The organism is Mycobacterium sp. 012931 (assembly GCF_000419295.1).
In the GTDB taxonomy this organism is placed as follows: domain Bacteria; phylum Actinomycetota; class Actinomycetes; order Mycobacteriales; family Mycobacteriaceae; genus Mycobacterium; species Mycobacterium marinum.
This window is the reverse complement of sequence record NZ_AOPX01000001.1, coordinates 5,085,054-5,102,656: the sequence shown is the minus strand read 5'-3', so window position 1 is coordinate 5,102,656 and position 17,603 is coordinate 5,085,054. Positions and strand designations below refer to the sequence as shown.

Genomic DNA, 17,603 nt, shown 5'->3' with positions numbered 1-17,603 from the left:
AGCCTACCGTATCGCGGCTTGCTCGTGCCAACTCTCTGGGCGGGCGGCATCGCCGTCGCATGCCCCGAGCCTGCGAACAGCCCTTGTAATCTGGGCGGATGAGCAACCGCTCGCCCAAACTCACAGCGCGGGAGGAATTGGGCTCAGATGTCTGGTGAACCCAAGATCACGGTCAGCGGCCCGGTCGTGGAACTCGACGGCGACGAGATGACTCGCGTTATCTGGAAGCTCATCAAAGACCGGCTGATTCTCCCGCATCTGGACGTGAAGCTGCTCTACTACGACTTGGGTATCGAGCACCGGGACCGCACCAACGACCAGGTGACCATCGACGCGGCGTATGCGATCAAGAAGCACGGTGTGGGCGTCAAGTGCGCGACCATCACCCCCGACGAGGCCAGGGTCCGGGAATTCAACCTCAAGAAGATGTGGCTGTCGCCGAACGGGACGATCCGAAACATATTGGGGGGCAAGATTTTCCGTGAGCCCATCGTGATCTCCAACGTTCCGCGGCTGGTTCCGGGCTGGACCAAGCCAATCGTCATCGGCCGCCGCGCATTCGGCGACCAATACCGCGCGACGAACTTCAAAGTCGACCGGCCGGGCACCGTGACGCTGACGTTCACACCCGCTGACGGCAGCGAGCCGATCGTGCACGAAATGGTGTCCATCCCCGAGGACGGCGGGGTGGTGATGGGCATGTACAACTTCAGAAAATCCATTCAGGACTTCGCTCGGGCGTCTTTATTCCTATGGCCTAAACGCCAAATGGCCGGTGTACTTGTCCACCAAGAACACCATCCTGAAGGCCTATGACGGCATGTTCAAAGACGAATTCCAGCGAATCTACGAAGAGGAGTTCAAGGAGCGGTCCGATGCCGAAGGCCTGACCTACGAGCATCGCTTGATCGACGACATGGTTGCTGCCTGCCTCAAATGGGAGGGCGGCTACGTCTGGGCCTGTAAGAACTACGACGGCGACGTCCAGTCAGACACGGTGGCGCAGGGCTACGGATCGCTGGGACTGATGACGTCGGTGCTGATGACGGCTGACGGCAAGACTGTGGAGGCCGAGGCCGCCCACGGCACCGTCACGCGCCACTACCGCCAGTACCAGGCCGGCCAGCCGACCTCCACCAATCCGATCGCCTCGATCTTCGCCTGGACGCGTGGCCTGGCGCACCGCGGCAAACTGGACAACACCCCCGAGGTCGTTCAATTCGCGCAGACGCTGGAAGACGTCGTCATCAAGACCGTGGAGAGCGGAAAGATGACCAAGGATCTGGCGATCCTGATCGGTCCCCAGCCAGGGGATGCGGTCCTTCCCGCAGATCACCAGATGCGCCGGGACGGCATTTTCGGCGAGCTCGCGCAGACCGCGCAGCAGTAGCGCCTTGACCAGCAGCTGAAGGTAGGCGGGGCAGTGCGCGACGTCATCGATGCAGCCGAGCAGTTCGGCGTCGCTGACGCCGTCGGGCGACGCGCTGATCGCGTAGGTCGCCAACCGGCGGCTAAACGGCAGGCGCATCACCCGCGGCCCGAGCAGCCAAGCCAGCGCTAGCAGCGGGATGCCCATGACGAACTTGATGATCACCTCGAACTTGGCCGGGCTCCACCGCGTCCAGCCACCGGCGGGTGCGATGTCGGTGACACTGCGCGCGCGCCCCCGGCGCTCGAGTTCGAATGCGACCCAGCCGCCCAGTGAATTGCCGACGATGTGGGCGCTGTCCCAGCCCAATTCGTCCATCTGACGTTCGACGTGATCGGCCAGCACCGCCGACGACAGGAACCAGGTACCGGCCCGCGGCCCGCCGTTGTGGCTGGCCATGGTCGGGGCAAACACCTCGTAGCGGCCGGTGTCGGCCAATCTCTGGGCCACTTGCTCCCACACCGCCTGGGACAGCAGGGAGGGGTGCAGCAGCAGCACCGGTTCTCCTGAGCCCAAGTGGATCGGCGCACGGGTCGGCGCCGAGGGTGAAGGGCCAAGCAGACGTCTCATATCACCGACAGTACAAGGTGGTACCGGCGGTATCGCAAGTGTCTGCGAATCGCCGAAATTTGCGCATGAAAGGATCGGGGACACCATGAGCACCCCGACCGGATCCCGCCGGATTTTCTCCGGCGTGCAGCCAACTTCTGACTCACTTCACCTCGGTAATGCGCTGGGCGCCGTCACCCAGTGGGTTGCGCTGCAGGACGACCACGACGCGTTCTTCTGCGTCGTCGACCTGCATGCGATCACCCTCCCGCAGGATCCCGAGGCGCTGCGGCGCCGCACGCTGGTCACCGCCGCGCAATACCTGGCGCTGGGTATCGATCCCGCTCGCGCCACCATCTTTGTGCAAAGCCACGTGCCGGCCCACAGTCAGCTGGCCTGGGTGCTGGGCTGCTTCACCGGTTTCGGACAGGCGTCTCGGATGACGCAGTTCAAAGACAAGTCGACGCGCCAGGGCGCCGATTCCGCGACGGTCGGCCTGTTCACCTACCCGGTGCTGCAGGCCGCTGATGTGCTGGCCTACGACGCGGAGCTGGTGCCGGTGGGGGGGGACCAACGTCAGCACCTGGAACTGGCGCGCGACATCGCGCAGCGGTTCAACGGGCGCTTCCCGGACACCTTCGTGGTGCCCGACGTCCTCATCCCCAAGATCACCGCCAAGATCTACGACCTGCAGGATCCGACGTCGAAGATGAGCAAGTCGGCCAGCACCGACGCCGGGTTGATCAGCCTGCTCGACGCGCCGGCGGTGTCGGCCAAGAAGATTCGCTCGGCGGTGACCGACAGCGAACGCGAAATCCGCTACGACCCCGAGGCCAAACCCGGCGTTTCGAACCTGCTGAGCATTCAGTCCGCGGTCAGCGGCGTCAGTATCGACACCCTGGTGGACGGCTACGCGGGACGGGGCTACGGCGATCTGAAAAAGGACACCGCCGAGGCCGTCGTCGCCTACGTCAGCCCGATCAAAGCCCGTGTCGACGAACTCACTGCCGATCTCAGCGAACTCGAGACGGTGCTCGCGGCAGGAGCCGAACGGGCCCACGACATCGCGAGCAAGACCGTGCAGCGTGTCTACGATCGGTTGGGTTTTCTTCCGCAACGGGGGTAAGTGTTTGACCACGACGACTGAGCCGGCCAAACCAGGAACTTTGGATAGGCTGCGAGCCCGGTATGGGTGGTTCGACCACGCGATGCGCGCCGCCAAGCGATTCAATGAGCAGCGCGGCGGCTTCTTCGCCGGAGGTCTGACCTACTACACGATTTTCGCGTTGTTTCCTTTGCTGATGGTCGGTTTCGCCGTATTCGGCTTCGTGCTGGCCAGCCATCCCGACCTGCTCAAGACGATTGACGGCAAGATCCGGGAGTCGGTCTCAGGGGCCTTGAGTCAACAGCTGGTCGGGCTGATGAATTCGGCGATCGATGCGCGGGCATCCGTCGGCCTGATCGGCCTGGCGACCGCGTCATGGGCGGGCTTGACCTGGATGTCGCACCTGCGGGTGGCGCTCAGTGAGATGTGGGCTCATCCGGTCCAGCGGGTGGGCTACGTGCGCACCAAGCTCTCCGATCTGACCGCGATGATCGGCACATTCCTGGTGACCATGCTGACAATCGCGCTCACCGCACTGGGCCACCTCAGGCCGATGGCCACGGTGCTGAGCTGGTTTGGGATACCTGAGCTTGCGATCTTCAACGTGGTCTTCCGACTGATTTCGATACTGATATCGGTGCTGGTGGCTTGGTTGATGTTCACCTTGATGATCGCCCGGCTGCCGCGGCAGCCGGGCCGTCTGGGCACCTCGATGCAGGCCGGTCTGATGGCCGCCATCGGATTCGAACTGTTCAAACAGGTGGCGTCGATCTACCTGCGAACGGTGCTGCGCAGCCCGGCCGGCGCCGCGTTCGGGCCGGTGTTGGGGTTGATGGTGTTTGCCAATGTCACCGCCTATCTGGTGCTCTTCGCCACCGCGTGGGCGGCCACCAAAGATCCATATTCCGAACATATTGAGCCACCCGGCCCCGCGATCATCAGCCCGCGCATACAGGTCGAGGAAGGCCTGGGGGTGCGGCAGACGGTGGCCGCGCTGATCGCGGGCGCCGTTGGAGCGCTGACGATATCGCGGCTGTTCCGCCGGCGCCGCTAGTCCTCGACGGCCTGCCACTCGCCGTTGGCCATCACCGCGGCCACGCGCAGATCGCGATCGAGCACAACGAGATTGGCGTCAAAGCCGGCCCGCAGGCTGCCCCGTCGTGCCAGCCCGACGGCGCGCGCCGGGGTCGCCGAGGTTATCTGCACCGCGGCGGCCAACGCCCCGGCATCGAGTGCGGCCCCCGCCCCAGCCCGAAATGCGGCGCGAAAGAGCCGGTCCATGGTGGCCGTGCTGCCCGCGATCGTCGGGGTGCCACACACCCGCGCCACGTTCGACTCGACCTCAATCGGCACCGATCCCAGACGATATGTGCCATCGCCACATCCGGCCGCGGCTATCGCGTCGGTGACCAACGCGACCCGGTCGGGGCCGACGGCCTCGATCACGGCCGCCACCACGGCGGGATGGACGTGTACCCCGTCGGCGATCAATTCGAGCGTCACCGCCGGGTCCTTCAGCAATGCCAGGGCGGGCCCGGGCTCGCGGTGGCCCAGGGGCGCCATCGCGTTGAACAGGTGAGTGGCGACGGTGGCACCGTGGCCGATGGCCTGGCAGGTCTGCTCGTAGGTCGCATCGGTGTGCCCGAGGGCCACCACCACACCGGCGGCCAAGAAGCGCCTTATCGTGTCGGCGGATCCGGGCAATTCCGGGGCCAGCGTCACCATGCGGATGGTGCCGTTGGCGGCCGCCAGCAGCGCATCGATTTCGGCGGGGTCCGGCGCACGCACTTGGGTGTGGTCGTGCGCGCCGCACCGTGCGGGGCTCAGCCACGGGCCCTCCAGATGGATGCCTGCGATGGTGCCCGAGCGGCCCGAGCTGATGGCTTCGGCCAGCTTGGCTACCGCCGAAAGCAGTTGCGCGGGTGCGGCGGTGACCAGGCTGGCCAGCATCGTGGTGGTGCCGTGGCGCAGGTGAAACTCGCTGGCTTGGATCAAGGCCCGGCCACCGGCGTCGGCGTCGGCGAACGACGCGCCCGCTCCGCCGTGCACGTGGATGTCGACGAACCCCGGCACCACGATCGAGTCCGGGAAGTCGAAGTCGGCCAAAGGCGCTGTGCCGGTGCCGCAATCCGCGATTTTGTGGCCCGCCGTCCGTATCCAGCCGGGTCGGCAAAGTTCTCCGTCGATGACCACAGACCCGGCACAGATGAGGGTCACGGAGCTTCCGTCAGCTTCTCCGGCCAGCGTCCGCCGTTCTCCCAGAAGTGCCGAATTTCCTCGAGCTGGCGGCCCTTGGTTTCCGGGGCGTAGCGGTAGACGACGCCGAACGCCACCAGCGCGAGCACCCCGAATACGGCGAACGCTCCCGAACCACCGAGTGAATGCAACATGGTGAGGAAGACGGCGGCAACGATCGCGTTCGCGATGAGGTTGGCGGTCAGCATGGTGCTCGACCCGATGGAACGTAGCCGGGTGGGGAAGCTTTCGCTGGCGTAGACCCAGCCCAGGGAGCCAAAGCCCATCGTGTAGCCGATGATGAACAGCAAGATGCCTGCGAACCCCAGTATCGCTGCGCCCTGTCCGCGGGCGAACACGGCCATCAGCGCGACGTCGGCAACGATCATGATGGCGATGCCCGACAACAGGATTGGCCGACGGCCCACGCGGTCCACCAGCAGCAGGGAGGTGATCACGGCCGCCACACCGGCGATCTGAACCAGCGCCGGCAATCCCAGGAGGGCGAAATCGCCAGTGAAGCCCATGGCTTCGAAGATCCGCGGACTGTAGTAGATGATGGCGTTGATCCCGGTGATCTGGATCAAGAAGCCCAGCGTGATCACAAAGATGGTGGCGCGCAGAAAGGGCGGTCGCAGCATTTCGGACACGCCGCCGCTACCTTCACTCAACGCGGTGCCGATCTCGGCCAGTTCTTCCTCGACATCGGCGGCGGGGTCCACCCGCAGCAGCGCCGCGCGGGCCTCCTGGATGCGGCCCTTCATCACATACCACCGGGGCGTGTCGGGCATGCGGATCAACAAGGGCAGCAACAGCATTGCGGGGACGGTGGCCAGTCCCAGCATCCAGCGCCAGCTGTGCGTACCGGCCAGCAGGTACCCGGTGAGATAGCCGACGATGAGTCCGCTGACGGTGGTGAGTTGGTAGACCGTGAGCAGCGATCCGCGCACCGCGGCCGGAGCGGATTCCGCGACATAGACCGGCACCACGACAATCGAGACGCCGACGGCCAGACCCAGCAAGAAGCGCGCCGCCAACAGCATCGGTAGCGACACCGACAGCGCGCCCAGCACCGCGAACATCGTGTAGGCGACGAGCAGCATCACCACCGACTTTTTGCGCCCGATCGCATTGGCCAGTACGCCGGCGCCCAGCGCTCCCACGATCTGACCGATCACCACCATCGTGGTCAGCAGCTCCTGCTGGTGGGTGCTCAGGCCGAATTCTTCGGTGATGAACAGCTGCGCGCCGGCGATGATGGATAGGTCGTATCCGTAGATGAGCCCGACGCTGGCCGCGGTCAGCGCGACCAGGATGCCCCGTTGCACGTCCGTGCTCAGCCGGCTGTGGCCTGGACCGTGGGCGGCTCAGCAACGCTGCCCGGATCGGTGAAAGCAAAGCCGAATTGGCGGCGGCCGGTGCGAATTGCTTCGCCATCCCGGCTTGAGCCGGCATCCTCGCAAAGGGCAGTCATCCCGATACCGTGACACAGCAGCCGGGGCTAATCAACAACCCGTCGGCCGTGAATTTCAGTGCTGCGGCCGGTTGTTCAGCGAGCGCGCGACCAGCATCAAACCGAACACGATGATGGCACCGATCACCGCGACACCGACTCGCACCGGCAGGGCGTCGGCCGATGACACCAGCCCGGCGGCCTGAGCGTCGGCGAGGCGGCGCGCTTCGGGAGTTTCCTTGGGGGCCACCAGGCTGGGATCGGGTTCGATCAGCGAACCGATCTGGGTGCCCTGGGCGGTGCTGAACCCGTAGTCCAGCAGGTGCGCGGCCTGTTCCCAGGGGGCGATCGGCTGGCGAGTTCCGTGTAGCAGCACCGCGAACAGGCGCCGGCCGTTGTGGTTTGCCGCACCAACGAAGGTCTGGCCGGCGTCATCGGTGTAGCCGGTCTTGCCGCCCAGCGCGCCCGGGTAGTTGTACAGCAGGTGGTTGTCGTTCTCCAGCTCGTAGCCGGGATGTTCGCCATGGCCGGGGAAGTCGAAGGTGCGGGTCGCGACGATGTCGGCGAAGATCGGGTTCTGCCAGGCGTATCGGTAGAACAGGCCGATGTCATAGGCCGAGGTGCTCATGCCGGGCCCGTCCAAGCCTGATGGGGTGGCGACGCGGGTGTCGCGGCCACCCAGCTTGGCGGCCAGCATGTTGATCTTTTCCAGCGCCGTCTGCATGCCGCCGAGTTGGATGGCCAGCGCGTGTGCGGCGTCGTTGCCCGAATGCATCAGCAGACCGTGCAGCAACTGGTTGACGGTGTACATGCCGCCGGCGTTGACGCCGACCTTGGTGCCTTCGGCCGCCGAGTCGTCGTTGGTTCCGGGCACGGCCTTGTTTTGGTTCAGCTCCTTGATGGAGACCATCGCGACCAGGACCTTGATGATGCTGGCCGGGCGGTGCCGGGCGTGCGGATCGCGGGCGGCGATGATGGCGCCGCTATCCAGATCTCCCACCAGCCAGGCTTCGGCGGAGACATCGCCGGGTACCGGCGGGGTGTCCGGCGCCGCGATGATCCCGCAGCCTCCCAGCGCGTTGCCGCCGACCGGCGCCGAGGGCACCGCCAGCGGCAGGGGAGGTTCGCCGGCCTGGGGGACCTCCGACGAGTCCACCGCGGGCGGGGTGGTGACCCGATATGGGCACTCCTGGGCTCCGCTGTTCGCTTCGGCATTGGGCTCGGCCGACGCCGACGGCAGGGCGGCGGGCATGCCCACCACAGCCGGCCCGGCCGCCATGAAAACGGCTGCGGCCAGGCACGATGCGGCGCGTAATAGGTACATCGTTGTGCAGATTAGGCGATCGCCGCCTCGATCCGGGGGAGCCGCGCTGTTACGGATGTGGCGGAAGTTATAAATAGTTATTTGACAGTGTCAGAAAATGGTATGACACTGTCAAATAACTATAGAATCGTTACTGACTCTCTCCGAATTCGCCGCGGCGGCTGGCTTGGCCGTGCAGGCATCTGGCGCCGTGCCCGACAATCGCCAGGCCAAGCCGATACCGGCGGAACGGATGATCCGCTACTACACCGCGCGCGGGTTGCTGCCCCGTCCCGGAACCCGCGGACGCGCGCTCACCTATGGCCGGACTCACCTGTTGCGGCTGGTGGCGATCAAGCGGTTGCAGGGCCAGGGCCTGTCGCTTGGGGAGATCGCCGAGCGTCTGGAGGCGCTGTCACCGGCGGAGCTGGAGTCGCTGGCGGCTATCCCGCCCAGCGCGATGCCGCCCGGCCTGGGCGACCCGGAGACGACCACCGAGTCCAGCCGCGCCGCCGGCCGATTCTGGCGAGAGGTCCCCGAACCCATCGCCACCCAAGCCGTCGCCGACGGGTCGGCCGAGCATCCGAGCGTCACCGATCTGCGGGCCATCCGGCTCTCCGACACCGTCACATTGCTGATCGACGGCCATGCGTACCCGTTGCCCGAGTTGGAGAGTCTGCGTCGCGCGGCCGCTCCGCTGCTGGATCTGCTTACCGCCGCCACCAACGGCGCCGACGGTGCCACCAACGACGCCCAGGAAAGGATTCGCCATGAGCGTTGAGTTACTGCCACTGATCACCTCCGAACCCGCGGCGCCCGCTGCCACGGGTGCACCCACCTGCGGTGAGCTCAGCGCGGCCGATGGCCGCCGGCTGCCGCTGAAGGCGGTGAGTGTGCAGACCGCCGTGGTCGGCATGACCGCGACGTCAACCGTGCGCCAGCGCTTCGTGAACACCGGCGATACCGCGATCGAGGCCACCTATGTGTTCCCGCTGCCGGCGCGCGCGGGTGTCACCGACTTTGTCGCCGATCTGGCGGGACGGCGCGTGGTCGGCGTCCTCGAGGAACGCGGTCAGGCGCGCGAAGACTACGAGCAGGCGCTGGCCGCCGGGCAGCGCGCGGCGATCGTGGAAGAGGACCGCCCGGATGTCTTTTCGGTGCGGGTCGGCAATCTCGGGCCGGGCGAGCAGGCCACCATCGAGATGTGCCTGACCGGCCCGCTGGCCTTCGAGGACGGCGAGGCCACCTACCGATTCCCGCTTGTGGTCGCGCCGCGCTACACCACCGGCCACCCGGTGGGCGGGGACCAGACCGGTTCCGGGGTGGCCCGCGACACCGATGCCGTACCGGACGCATCGCGGGTGACACCGCCGCTGCTCACCGACGCCGACGAACGTCCCGATCTGCAGATTTCCCTATCGGTGGACGGTGCCGGCCTGCCCGTCTCGGACCTGCGGGCCTCGCTGCCGACCGCCGTGCTGGCGCCCGCGGCCGACGGCCTGGCCCGGCTGCGCGTCGAGTCGGGTGCGCGGGCCGACCGCGATTTCGTGCTGCGTTTCCGCCTGGACCAGGGCCGGCTGTCGTCGTCGGCGCTGCTGGTTGCGGACGCGGCCGGTGCGGATGCCACCGATGCCGAAGAAGGCACCTGGTCGCTGACCCTGGTGCCGCCGGCCGAACCGTCCAGCGCCCCACGCGATGTGGTGGTCGTGCTGGATCGCTCCGGATCGATGGGCGGCTGGAAGATGGTCACCGCCCGGCGCGCGGCCGGGCGCATCGTCGACATGCTCGATGTCGGTGACCGGTTTTGTGTGCTGGCCTTCGACGACCGGATCGAAACGCCGCCGGCGATGCCGGATGGGCTGGTGCCAGCCAGTGACCGCAACCGGTTCGCCGCGTCCTCGTGGCTGGGTTCGTTGCGCAGCCGCGGCGGCACCGTCATGGCGCAACCCCTCACCAATGCCGTCGAGATGCTCGCCGACTCTGGCGAAGACCGGCAGGCCAGCGTGGTCTTGGTGACTGACGGCCAGATCAGCGGGGAAGACCACCTGTTGCGGTCGCTGGCGCCCGCGGTGGGGCGAACCCGGATCTACTGCGTGGGTGTCGACCGTGCCGTCAACGCCGGCTTCCTGGAGCGGCTGGCCGGATTGGGCAGCGGTCGAGCCGAGCTGGTCGAGTCCGAAGACCGCCTGGACGAGGTGATGGCCCGACTGGCTCGCACCATCGGGCGCCCGGCGCTGACCTCGATCAGGGTGCGCGCCGAAGGATTCGAGGCCATCGAGGACACCGTCACCCCAGACCGGGTTCCCGACGCCTTCGCCGGCGTGCCATGCGTGATCTCCGGGCGCTATCGCGGGCCCGCCGCCGACGCCGCGCTGCACGTGGAAGCCGACGGGGCCACCGGTCGCTACACCGCGACGGTGACCGCCAGGCCGGTGACGGATGCCCTCGCGGTACAGACGATCTGGGCTCGCTCGGTGGTCCGCGATCTGGAGGACGCCTACGCCTGCGGTCGCGGCACCGACGAGCTGGAACAGCGGCTGGTCGCGCACTCCATCCGGTTCGGGGTGTTGTCGCGGTTCACCGCGTTCGTGGCCATCGACCCCGAACGGTCCGAGGCCGGGCCGATCGCCGAGGTCATGCAGCCCGTCGAGCTGCCGTCCGGGTGGGCGCCGGTCACTGGCGGCTTCGTCGGGGCGGTCGCCGCCGTTGCCCGCGGCGGGGCTGCCGGCCCGCCGATGGTCTTGCCGGCCGCCGCCCCGATGCCCACCGCGGAGTCTGCTCCGGTGCCCTCGCTGCGGGATCTGCTGCGGCGGGTGGAGATGGGCATCGGTAGCGACGGCGCCGAACTCGACCCGGAACTCGACGACGTCTGGTCGGCGTTGACCGTTCATCGCGACCGGGCAACCGATCCGGTGTTGGCTTCGGCGCTCACGGTGCTCTGTGATGCCCTCAACCGCTACCTGTGCACCGCCACGAAGGAAAACGCCGAGCAGGTGAAGACCGCCCTCGAGGTGGTCACGCAGGTTGTCGATGCGCGCCTTCCCAAACATCGGGGCCGGCTGGTGAGCAAGCTGCGGTTCTGGGAGTAGATGGGGCAGTGGCGGGGTTGCTAGCCCAGCCCGGCGTTTCCATTGGCGCCCAGCAGGGTGCCGCCGGTGCCACCGGTGCCGGGGTCGCCGGTGGGTGTGCCGTCGGTGTCGGTGCCGGCGTTACCGCCGTTGCCTCCGTCACCGATCAGGCCTGCGTCGCCGCCGTCGCCGCCCTCGCCACCGGTGCCTGTGCCGCCGCCGGCATTGGCTTGGCCGCCCTGGCCGCCGGCTCCGCCGACGCCCAACAGTTCTCCACCGCTGCCGCCGGCCCCGCCACCCCCCCGTTGCCGTTGCGGGAGATCCCGCCGGTGCCCCCGGCACCGCCGTTGCCTAGCCAGCCGGCGTCACCACCATGTCCACTGGCACCGGCGGGGCCGCTGACGCTAAACGCGCCAGCTCCGCCGGCCCCGCCGCTGGACCACAGCAGCCCGGCGTGACCCCCCTGCCCCCCGTTCCCGCTCGCGGCGACGGCGAACCCGCCGGGCCCGCCGATCCCGCCGCTACCGAACAAGAATCCGGCATTCCCGCCGGCCCCGCCCGTTCCGCCCGTGGATGTGACGTCGAAAGCACCAGATCCACCGGTGCCACCGGCTCCGCCGGCCCCACCGAGCAATCCGGCGTCCCCGCCGGCGCCGCCAATCCCCCCGCCAGCGAGAGCGGCAGGTGTGGAAGGACTTACGCCGAGTCCGCCGGCGCCACCGTGGCCTCCACCGGCGCCGACCAGCCCGGACAACAGCCCGCCTGCCCCGCCGTTCCCGCCGGCCCCCCCGAACCCGGGATTGCCCAAGCCGGCCCCGCCGGCGCCGCCGTTCCCGCCGGCCCCGAACAGCCCGCCGTTGCCCGCGTCCCCGCCGTTGCCGCCCGTAGCTCCGTTGAAGGTGGCGGCGCCGCCGGTGCCGCCGGTGCCGCCGTCTCCGGATAGCCAGCCGCCGGCTCCGCCGGCTCCGCCATTACCGGTGGTGGATCGCGCACCGGCCCCGCCGGTGAGCCGCCCGCTCCGCCGTCGCCGAGCAGCCAGCCGCCGGGGGTGCCGTCGGCGCCGCTGCCGGCGGGTGCGGGGGTGCCGTTGCCGATTAGCGGCCGTCCGGTCAGGTCCTGGACGGGGGAGTTGATCGCCACCAGCGCCTGCTGCTGGGCGACATGGATGGGTGAGGTGCTGGTGGGGGCGTTGTATCCGTCCAGCCCCAATAGCAGCCCGCCGATGCCTCCGGCGCCGGTAGTGCCGGTGGTGGGGCCGGTTCCTCCGATGCCGCCGTTGCCGCCATTGCCGACTACCACGGCATTGCCACCGGTGCCACCGGCACCTCCGCCAGTGGGGCCGTGCCCGCCTGCGCCGCCGGCACCGCCATTGCCTAGCAGTGTCCCGCCGGTGCCGCCGCCACCACCGTCACCGCCACTCCCGATGTTGGCGGCTCCCCCGGTGCCCCCGGCGCCGCCGTCGCCCAGCCAGCCCGCACCACCCCCCGCACCACCCTCGCCCCCGGTCTCGCCGAAGCCGCCGGTACCGCCGGCGCCTCCGTTGGAGAACAACAGTCCCGCATCCCCACCGGACCCACCCGCACCACCGGCACCGCCGTACCCGCCGGTGCCGCCGGTGCCGCCGCTGCCGAATGCCCACCCGCCATCACCACCGGCGCCTCCCGCGCCCCCGGAGCCACCGCCGAAGGTGTCCCCACCGTCGCCGCCGGCGCCCCCCGGTCCGCCGAGCAACCCGGCATGGCCGCCGACTCCACCAGCGCCACCATCAAACGCTCCGTACCCACCGGTACCGCCATGGCCGCCACCGGCACCGACGACACCGGACAGCACCCCGCCGGCCCCGCCGGTTCCTCCCACACCGCCAGTCCCGCCGTTGGAAAGTCCGCCAGCGCCGCCTACTCCGCCACCGCCCAACAGTCCGCCGGCGCCACCGGCTCCGCCGGACCCGCCATCCCCCGGCGCCCGAGAACCCGCCGGCTCCGCCGGCTCCGCCGGTCCCCATCAGCCAGCCTCCGGCCCCACCGGCGCCCCCGTTTCCGCCGTCCCCGTTGAAGGTTCGGCCGCCGGCTCCGCCGGCGCCGCCGGTACCCCATAGCCCGGCCGCCCCGCCGTTGCCTCCGGCCATGCCGGGTGCTCCCGAGCCGCCGGCTCCGCCGTCACCGAGCAGCCAGCCGCCCGCGGCGCCGTTAGCTCCGGTGCCCGGGGCGCCGTTGGCGCCGTTGGCGCCGTTGCCAATCAACGGGCGTCCGGTCAACGACAACACGGGTGCGTTGATCGCCGCGAGCAGATCCCCAGACACCACCTGGGCTGGATTGGCCAACACCGCCGCCGCGGCGGCCTCGGCGCTGGAATAAGAGCCCGCCCCGGCGGCCAGGGCCTGGGCGAATCGCTGCCCAAGCGACTGAGCCTGGGCGCTGGCGGCCTGGTAGGCCTGCGCGTGGGTGGAAAACACCGCCGCGATCGCTTGGGATACCTCATCTTGCGCCGCGGCCAGGACCTGTACGGTCGGGGCGGCCGCGGCCGCGGTGGCCTCACCCAGCGCCGAGCCGATCCCGGCCACCTCGCTGGCGGCCGAGCCCACCACTTCAGGTACTGCGATCACAAACGACATTCCCGAAACCTCCGACAGGGTCAGCACCACCGAGCAAACGGCCGGTCACCGGTGACATCTTCGTTAATTAGCACCCTAGAGCGGACCGGGCCGCCGATCGTGGCTATCGCCAAAGTCATTGTCTTGATCCTTTTTTCGTCTGGACCACGGTGCGGACTTCGTCCTCGGCGAGGCGGCTCGCGCCTACCGCAATGTCCCTCCGCGGGGCAGCAGGGCCCGGCTATTGCGCGGCTGGCAAACAGGCCGAAGCTGGCCGTTGCGGTGCCCAGTGCCGGGGTTCTGGGAGCGTTACACTCGGGTGATGGCTGTGCTTGGGGCGCAGGCGGCGTCGACATTCGAGTCGCTGCGACCGCATCTCATGTCGGTCGCCTATCGGCTGACTGGAACCGTCGCCGACGCCGAAGACATCGTGCAGGAAGCCTGGTTGCGCTGGGACGCGGCACCGGGCCGCGACGACGTGGCCGACCTGCGTGCTTGGCTGACCACCGTGGTCAGCCGGCTTGGCCTGGACAAGTTGCGTTCGGCGGCCCGGCGGCGCGAGACCTACACCGGGCATTGGCTGCCCGAACCGGTGGTCACCGGGCTCGGGGACGCGGGGGCGCTGATCCGCTGTCGGCGGTGGTCGCCGCCGAGGATGCCCGCTTTGCGGTCATGGTGGTGTTGGAGCGGCTCAGCCCGGATCAGCGGGTCGCGTTCGTGTTGCACGACGGGTTCGCCATGCCGTTCGCCGAGGGGGCCGGGGTGATCGGGGCCAGTGAGGCCGCCGCGCGCCAACTGGCATCGCGGGCGCGCAAGGCCGTGGCGGCGGCGCCCCCGCCTCGGCCCGACCCCACCCACGACGAGGTGGTTGGTCGGCTCATGGCGGCCATGGCCTCCGGTGACCTGCATTCGGTGGTGTCGCTGCTGCATCCGGATGTGACCTTCACCGGTGACGCAAATGGCCGCGCCCCCACCGCGGCTCGGGTGATCTGCGGCGCGGACAAGGTGGCCCGGTTCATGCTCGGCCTGGCTCGGCGCTACGGCCCAGCGTTCTACACGGCGAATCAGTTGGCCTTGGTCAACGGCGAATTGGGTTCCTACACACTGGGCACGGCCGGCGACGGCGGGCATTGGGCGATGTTGCCGCGCATCACCGCGATGACAGTGCGCGACGGAAAGGTATGCGCCCTTTGGGATATCGCCAACCCGGACAAGTTCAGCGGTTCACCCCTGCGCGACCTCGTCGGCTAGTCGCGGCGGCGCGCCCCGCCTGACCGGCATGGCAGCCGATTTTTCGCGCGTGTAAAGGCTTGGCTGAAAGCCGAAACTTCGCCAAACCGCTGGCTAGCCTGAGCTTTCTGTACCTAGCCAACAGTGCCTGCGCGGAGGTCGGCGATGTCATACGTTCTAACGATTCCCGACGCGCTGACCTCAGCGGCCAGGGATGTGCGGGGAATCGGCGCGGCGCTGGACGCAGCAAACCTGACGGCGGCGGTCCCGACCGCAGGGGTGCTGGCCGCGGGTGCCGATGAGGTGTCGGCGGCGGTCGCGGCGGTGTTTTCTGCCCATGCCCAGGACTATCAAGCGCTCAGCGCCGAGGCGACGCAGTTTCAGAGCCGGTTTGTGTCGGCGCTCAGCAATGCCGGAAGCGCCTATGCGGCCGCCGAGGCGGCCGCCGCGTCGCCGTTGGCCACCGTGCAGGAGGACCTGCTGGCTGTGATCAATGCGCCGACCCAAGCGCTGTTGGGGCGCCCGCTGATTGGCAACGGTGCCGACGGGATGGACGCCAATCCGAATGGCGGGGCGGGCGGGTTGTTGTACGGCAGCGGCGGTGCCGGCGGCGATGGCGGATCGGGCGCCGCAATTTCCGCAGGCGTGGTCGCAGGTGCCGGCGGAGCGGGCGGGGCCGCGGGGTTGTGGGGCTCAGGAGGGGCCGGTGGTGCCGGCGGGGCCATGACCGGCGGCGGCCAAACCGGCGACGGTGGCGCCGGCGGGGCGGGCGGCCACGGCGGCTGGGTGCATGGCAATGGCGGCGCTGGGGGCGATGGCGGGCTTAGCAACAGAGGCGGCGGCGGCACCGCCGGTGCCGGGGGAGACGCCGGGCTATGGGGCGCCGGCGGGTCCGGCGGGGCCGGTGGGAACGCCCAAGGTTCGACCGGCAACGTGTCCGGGCCCGGCGGGGCCGGCGGTGCGGGCGGCCACGGCGGGTCGTTGTATGGCGACGGTGGTGCTGGTGGGGCCGGCGGGTACGCCACTGCCCAGCACGCCGGCGGCATCGGTGGTGCCGGCGGCTCAGCGGGGCTGATCGGCGATGGTGGGGCCGGTGGGGCCGGCGGTCGTGGACCGACAAGTGCCACTGTGCAGTCGGGCGGGGCCGGTGGGGCCGGCGGGTCGCTGTACGGCGCCGGCGGGAATGGTGGGGCCGGTGGCGACGGCGGCTCCGGCGGTCAACCAAACGATCAAGATGCCGGGAATGGAGGCTACGGGGGGCCGGCGGTGCCGGCGGTGCTGCCGGGTGGTTCGGTGCCGGCGGAAATGGTGGGGCCGGCGGGGCCGGTGGTGACAGCTACGGCGCCGACAGCGGCATCGGCGGACGCGGCGGCGCTGGTGGCGCAGCCGGATTGCTGTCCGGGGCTGGCGGGGCTGGCGGGGCCGGCGGGTCCAGCTCGGGCGGGAACGCAAATGGCGGGGCCGGCGGCGCCGGCGGTGCCGGCGCCCTCGGGGGCCTGCTGAACGGGGCTGGCGGTAACGGCGGCGCCGGTGGGGCCGGCGGCAACGGCGGGGACATCAGTCCTCTTGCGGGCGGTAACGCTGGAAATGGTGGTGTCGGCGGGTCCGGCGGGGATGCCGGTCTGTTCGGTTTGGGCGGAGCCGGCGGGTCAGGCGGCGGCGGTGGGGACAGCGTCGGGCTGCAGAGCGGAGCCGGTGGCGGCGGCGGGGCCGGCGGTGATGGTGGTTTGCTCAACGGCACTGGTGGTGCGGGTGGCGCCGGTGGCGACGGTGGTAGCGCGCTTTCCGGCGGTACCGGGGGTAATGGCGGGGCGGGTGGGGCCGGCGGGGACGCCGAGCTGACCGGAGATGGCGGCAGCGGGGGAGCCGGTGGCGATGGCGGAAGTCCCGGTGGCACCGGCGCGGCCGGCGGGGCCGGCGGGGACGGCGGGCAGCGCGGCGGCAGCCCCGGCGCACCGGGTGCCACCGGCGTCTGACTGCGCTTACCTCCCGAACTGCGGCTCGGCGGTGGCCCATGGCACGCGGCAGGCGTCACCGGAATTGAAGCCCTGCTCGGTGATGCCCAGCGCGGCGTTCATCCGCGCCCGCATGTTCTCCAAGCCGATCTGATAGGTCAGCTCGACCACTCCGGCGTCACCGAAGCGGCTCCGCAGCTCGGCCACCTGCTCGTCGGTGACGGTGTGCGGGTCGGTGGTTATCGCCTCGGCATAGGCGATAGCGGCGCGCTCGTCGTCGCTGAACAGCGGTGACGTCGCGTACTCGTCGATGTCCTCGAGCCGGTGCACGTCCAGGCCGTCGAGGCGCTGCAGCATCGATCCGAAGTCAACACACCATGAGCAGCCGATTTGGCGCGCGGTCCAGAACACGGCCAGTTCTCGCACGCCGGCCGGCAGCGTCCGTGACGCTCGCTCGACCATGGTTTCGTGCACGGCATTGGCAACCAGCAGACGCCGGTGCTGTGCCACCACGCTGAATGGCTCGGGAACTTCGCCGAGGCGCCGTTTGGCTATCCGATAAAGGGCGCCGACCAGCAGGCCGGCTCGCTTTGGGGGCAAGGGTTCGATACGGGTTTTCTGTGTCATACCCCTCAGACGAGACGGGCCGCCCGAATGTGACAGGCCGGCGCGGCGGCGCTCCAAGA

Annotated in this window: 7 protein-coding genes and 6 pseudogenes; 7 read left to right on the top strand and 6 right to left on the bottom strand. The window is 69.4% G+C overall.

From position 1 onward, the window contains the following. Window positions 1-147: 147 nt before the first annotated feature. Window positions 148-1,306, top strand: a pseudogene (locus tag MMSP_RS22350) (NADP-dependent isocitrate dehydrogenase); the annotation flags it as partial. A gap of 6 nt (window positions 1,307-1,312) precedes the next feature. Here MMSP_RS22350 and MMSP_RS22345 read toward each other — a convergent pair. Then, a pseudogene (locus tag MMSP_RS22345) lies at window positions 1,313-1,927 on the bottom strand (alpha/beta fold hydrolase); the annotation flags it as partial. 157 nt (window positions 1,928-2,084) lie between these two features. On the opposite strand from MMSP_RS22345, the gene trpS reads away from it, so the two are divergent. Further along, a complete protein-coding gene (trpS, locus tag MMSP_RS22340) occupies window positions 2,085-3,104 on the top strand; it encodes a tryptophan--tRNA ligase (protein WP_020788453.1) in 1,020 nt (339 codons plus the stop codon). 4 nt (window positions 3,105-3,108) lie between these two features. Next, window positions 3,109-4,137 carry an inner membrane protein YhjD gene (yhjD, locus tag MMSP_RS22335; RefSeq protein ID WP_036426871.1) on the top strand — a complete coding sequence of 343 codons (1,029 nt, stop codon included), beginning with the start codon at window positions 3,109-3,111 and terminating at the stop codon, window positions 4,135-4,137. Here the strand turns inward: yhjD and nagA are convergent. The 3 genes from nagA to MMSP_RS22320 all read right to left on the bottom strand — a co-directional run bounded on the left by nagA (window position 4,134) and on the right by MMSP_RS22320 (window position 8,095). Then, window positions 4,134-5,300, bottom strand: a complete 1,167-nt coding sequence (gene nagA, locus MMSP_RS22330) for an N-acetylglucosamine-6-phosphate deacetylase (protein ID WP_020788451.1) — start codon at window positions 5,298-5,300, stop codon at window positions 4,134-4,136. The two genes, yhjD and nagA, sit on opposite strands and share 4 nt — an antisense overlap. Next, window positions 5,297-6,646: a sugar porter family MFS transporter gene (locus MMSP_RS22325; protein ID WP_011739596.1), complete on the bottom strand. Its 1,350-nt coding sequence runs from the start codon at window positions 6,644-6,646 to the stop codon at window positions 5,297-5,299. The genes nagA and MMSP_RS22325 overlap by 4 nt, the downstream gene beginning before the upstream one ends. Window positions 6,647-6,847: 201 nt before the next feature. Further along, entirely contained in the window at window positions 6,848-8,095 is a 1,248-nt protein-coding gene (locus MMSP_RS22320; RefSeq protein ID WP_012393072.1) for a D-alanyl-D-alanine carboxypeptidase family protein, read from the bottom strand. Window positions 8,096-8,285: 190 nt separating this feature from the next. On the opposite strand from MMSP_RS22320, the gene MMSP_RS22315 reads away from it, so the two are divergent. Together MMSP_RS22315 and MMSP_RS22310 are read left to right on the top strand one after the other, a co-directional pair. Beyond that, a complete protein-coding gene (locus MMSP_RS22315) occupies window positions 8,286-8,855 on the top strand; it encodes a MerR family transcriptional regulator (protein ID WP_020727327.1) in 570 nt (189 codons plus the stop codon). Next, a complete protein-coding gene (locus MMSP_RS22310) occupies window positions 8,845-11,163 on the top strand; it encodes a VIT domain-containing protein (RefSeq protein WP_020788450.1) in 2,319 nt (772 codons plus the stop codon). Before MMSP_RS22315 ends, MMSP_RS22310 begins: the two co-directional genes overlap by 11 nt. 20 nt (window positions 11,164-11,183) lie before the next feature. On the opposite strand, the pseudogene MMSP_RS29005 reads toward MMSP_RS22310, so the two are convergent. Beyond that, window positions 11,184-13,753 (bottom strand): annotated as a pseudogene (locus MMSP_RS29005) (PE family protein). Window positions 13,754-14,054: 301 nt separating this feature from the next. Here MMSP_RS29005 and MMSP_RS22300 point away from each other — a divergent pair. Both MMSP_RS22300 and MMSP_RS22295 read left to right on the top strand, forming a co-directional pair. After that, window positions 14,055-14,983, top strand: a pseudogene (locus tag MMSP_RS22300) (sigma-70 family RNA polymerase sigma factor). 144 nt (window positions 14,984-15,127) lie between these two features. Continuing rightward, window positions 15,128-16,938, top strand: a pseudogene (locus tag MMSP_RS22295) (PE family protein). A gap of 6 nt (window positions 16,939-16,944) precedes the next feature. Here the strand turns inward: MMSP_RS22295 and MMSP_RS22290 are convergent. Further along, window positions 16,945-17,577: pseudogene (locus tag MMSP_RS22290) on the bottom strand (carboxymuconolactone decarboxylase family protein); the annotation flags it as partial. Window positions 17,578-17,603: the final 26 nt, after the last annotated feature.

Excerpts from the sequence above, each read along its gene's own strand:
- MMSP_RS22310 (WP_020788450.1), top strand. The coding sequence starts at position 8,845 with ATGAGCGTTGAGTTACTGCCACTGATCACCTCCGAACCCGCGGCGCCC.
- trpS (WP_020788453.1), top strand. The coding sequence starts at position 2,085 with ATGAGCACCCCGACCGGATCCCGCCGGATTTTCTCCGGCGTGCAGCCA.
- MMSP_RS22320 (WP_012393072.1), bottom strand. The coding sequence starts at position 8,095 with ATGTACCTATTACGCGCCGCATCGTGCCTGGCCGCAGCCGTTTTCATG.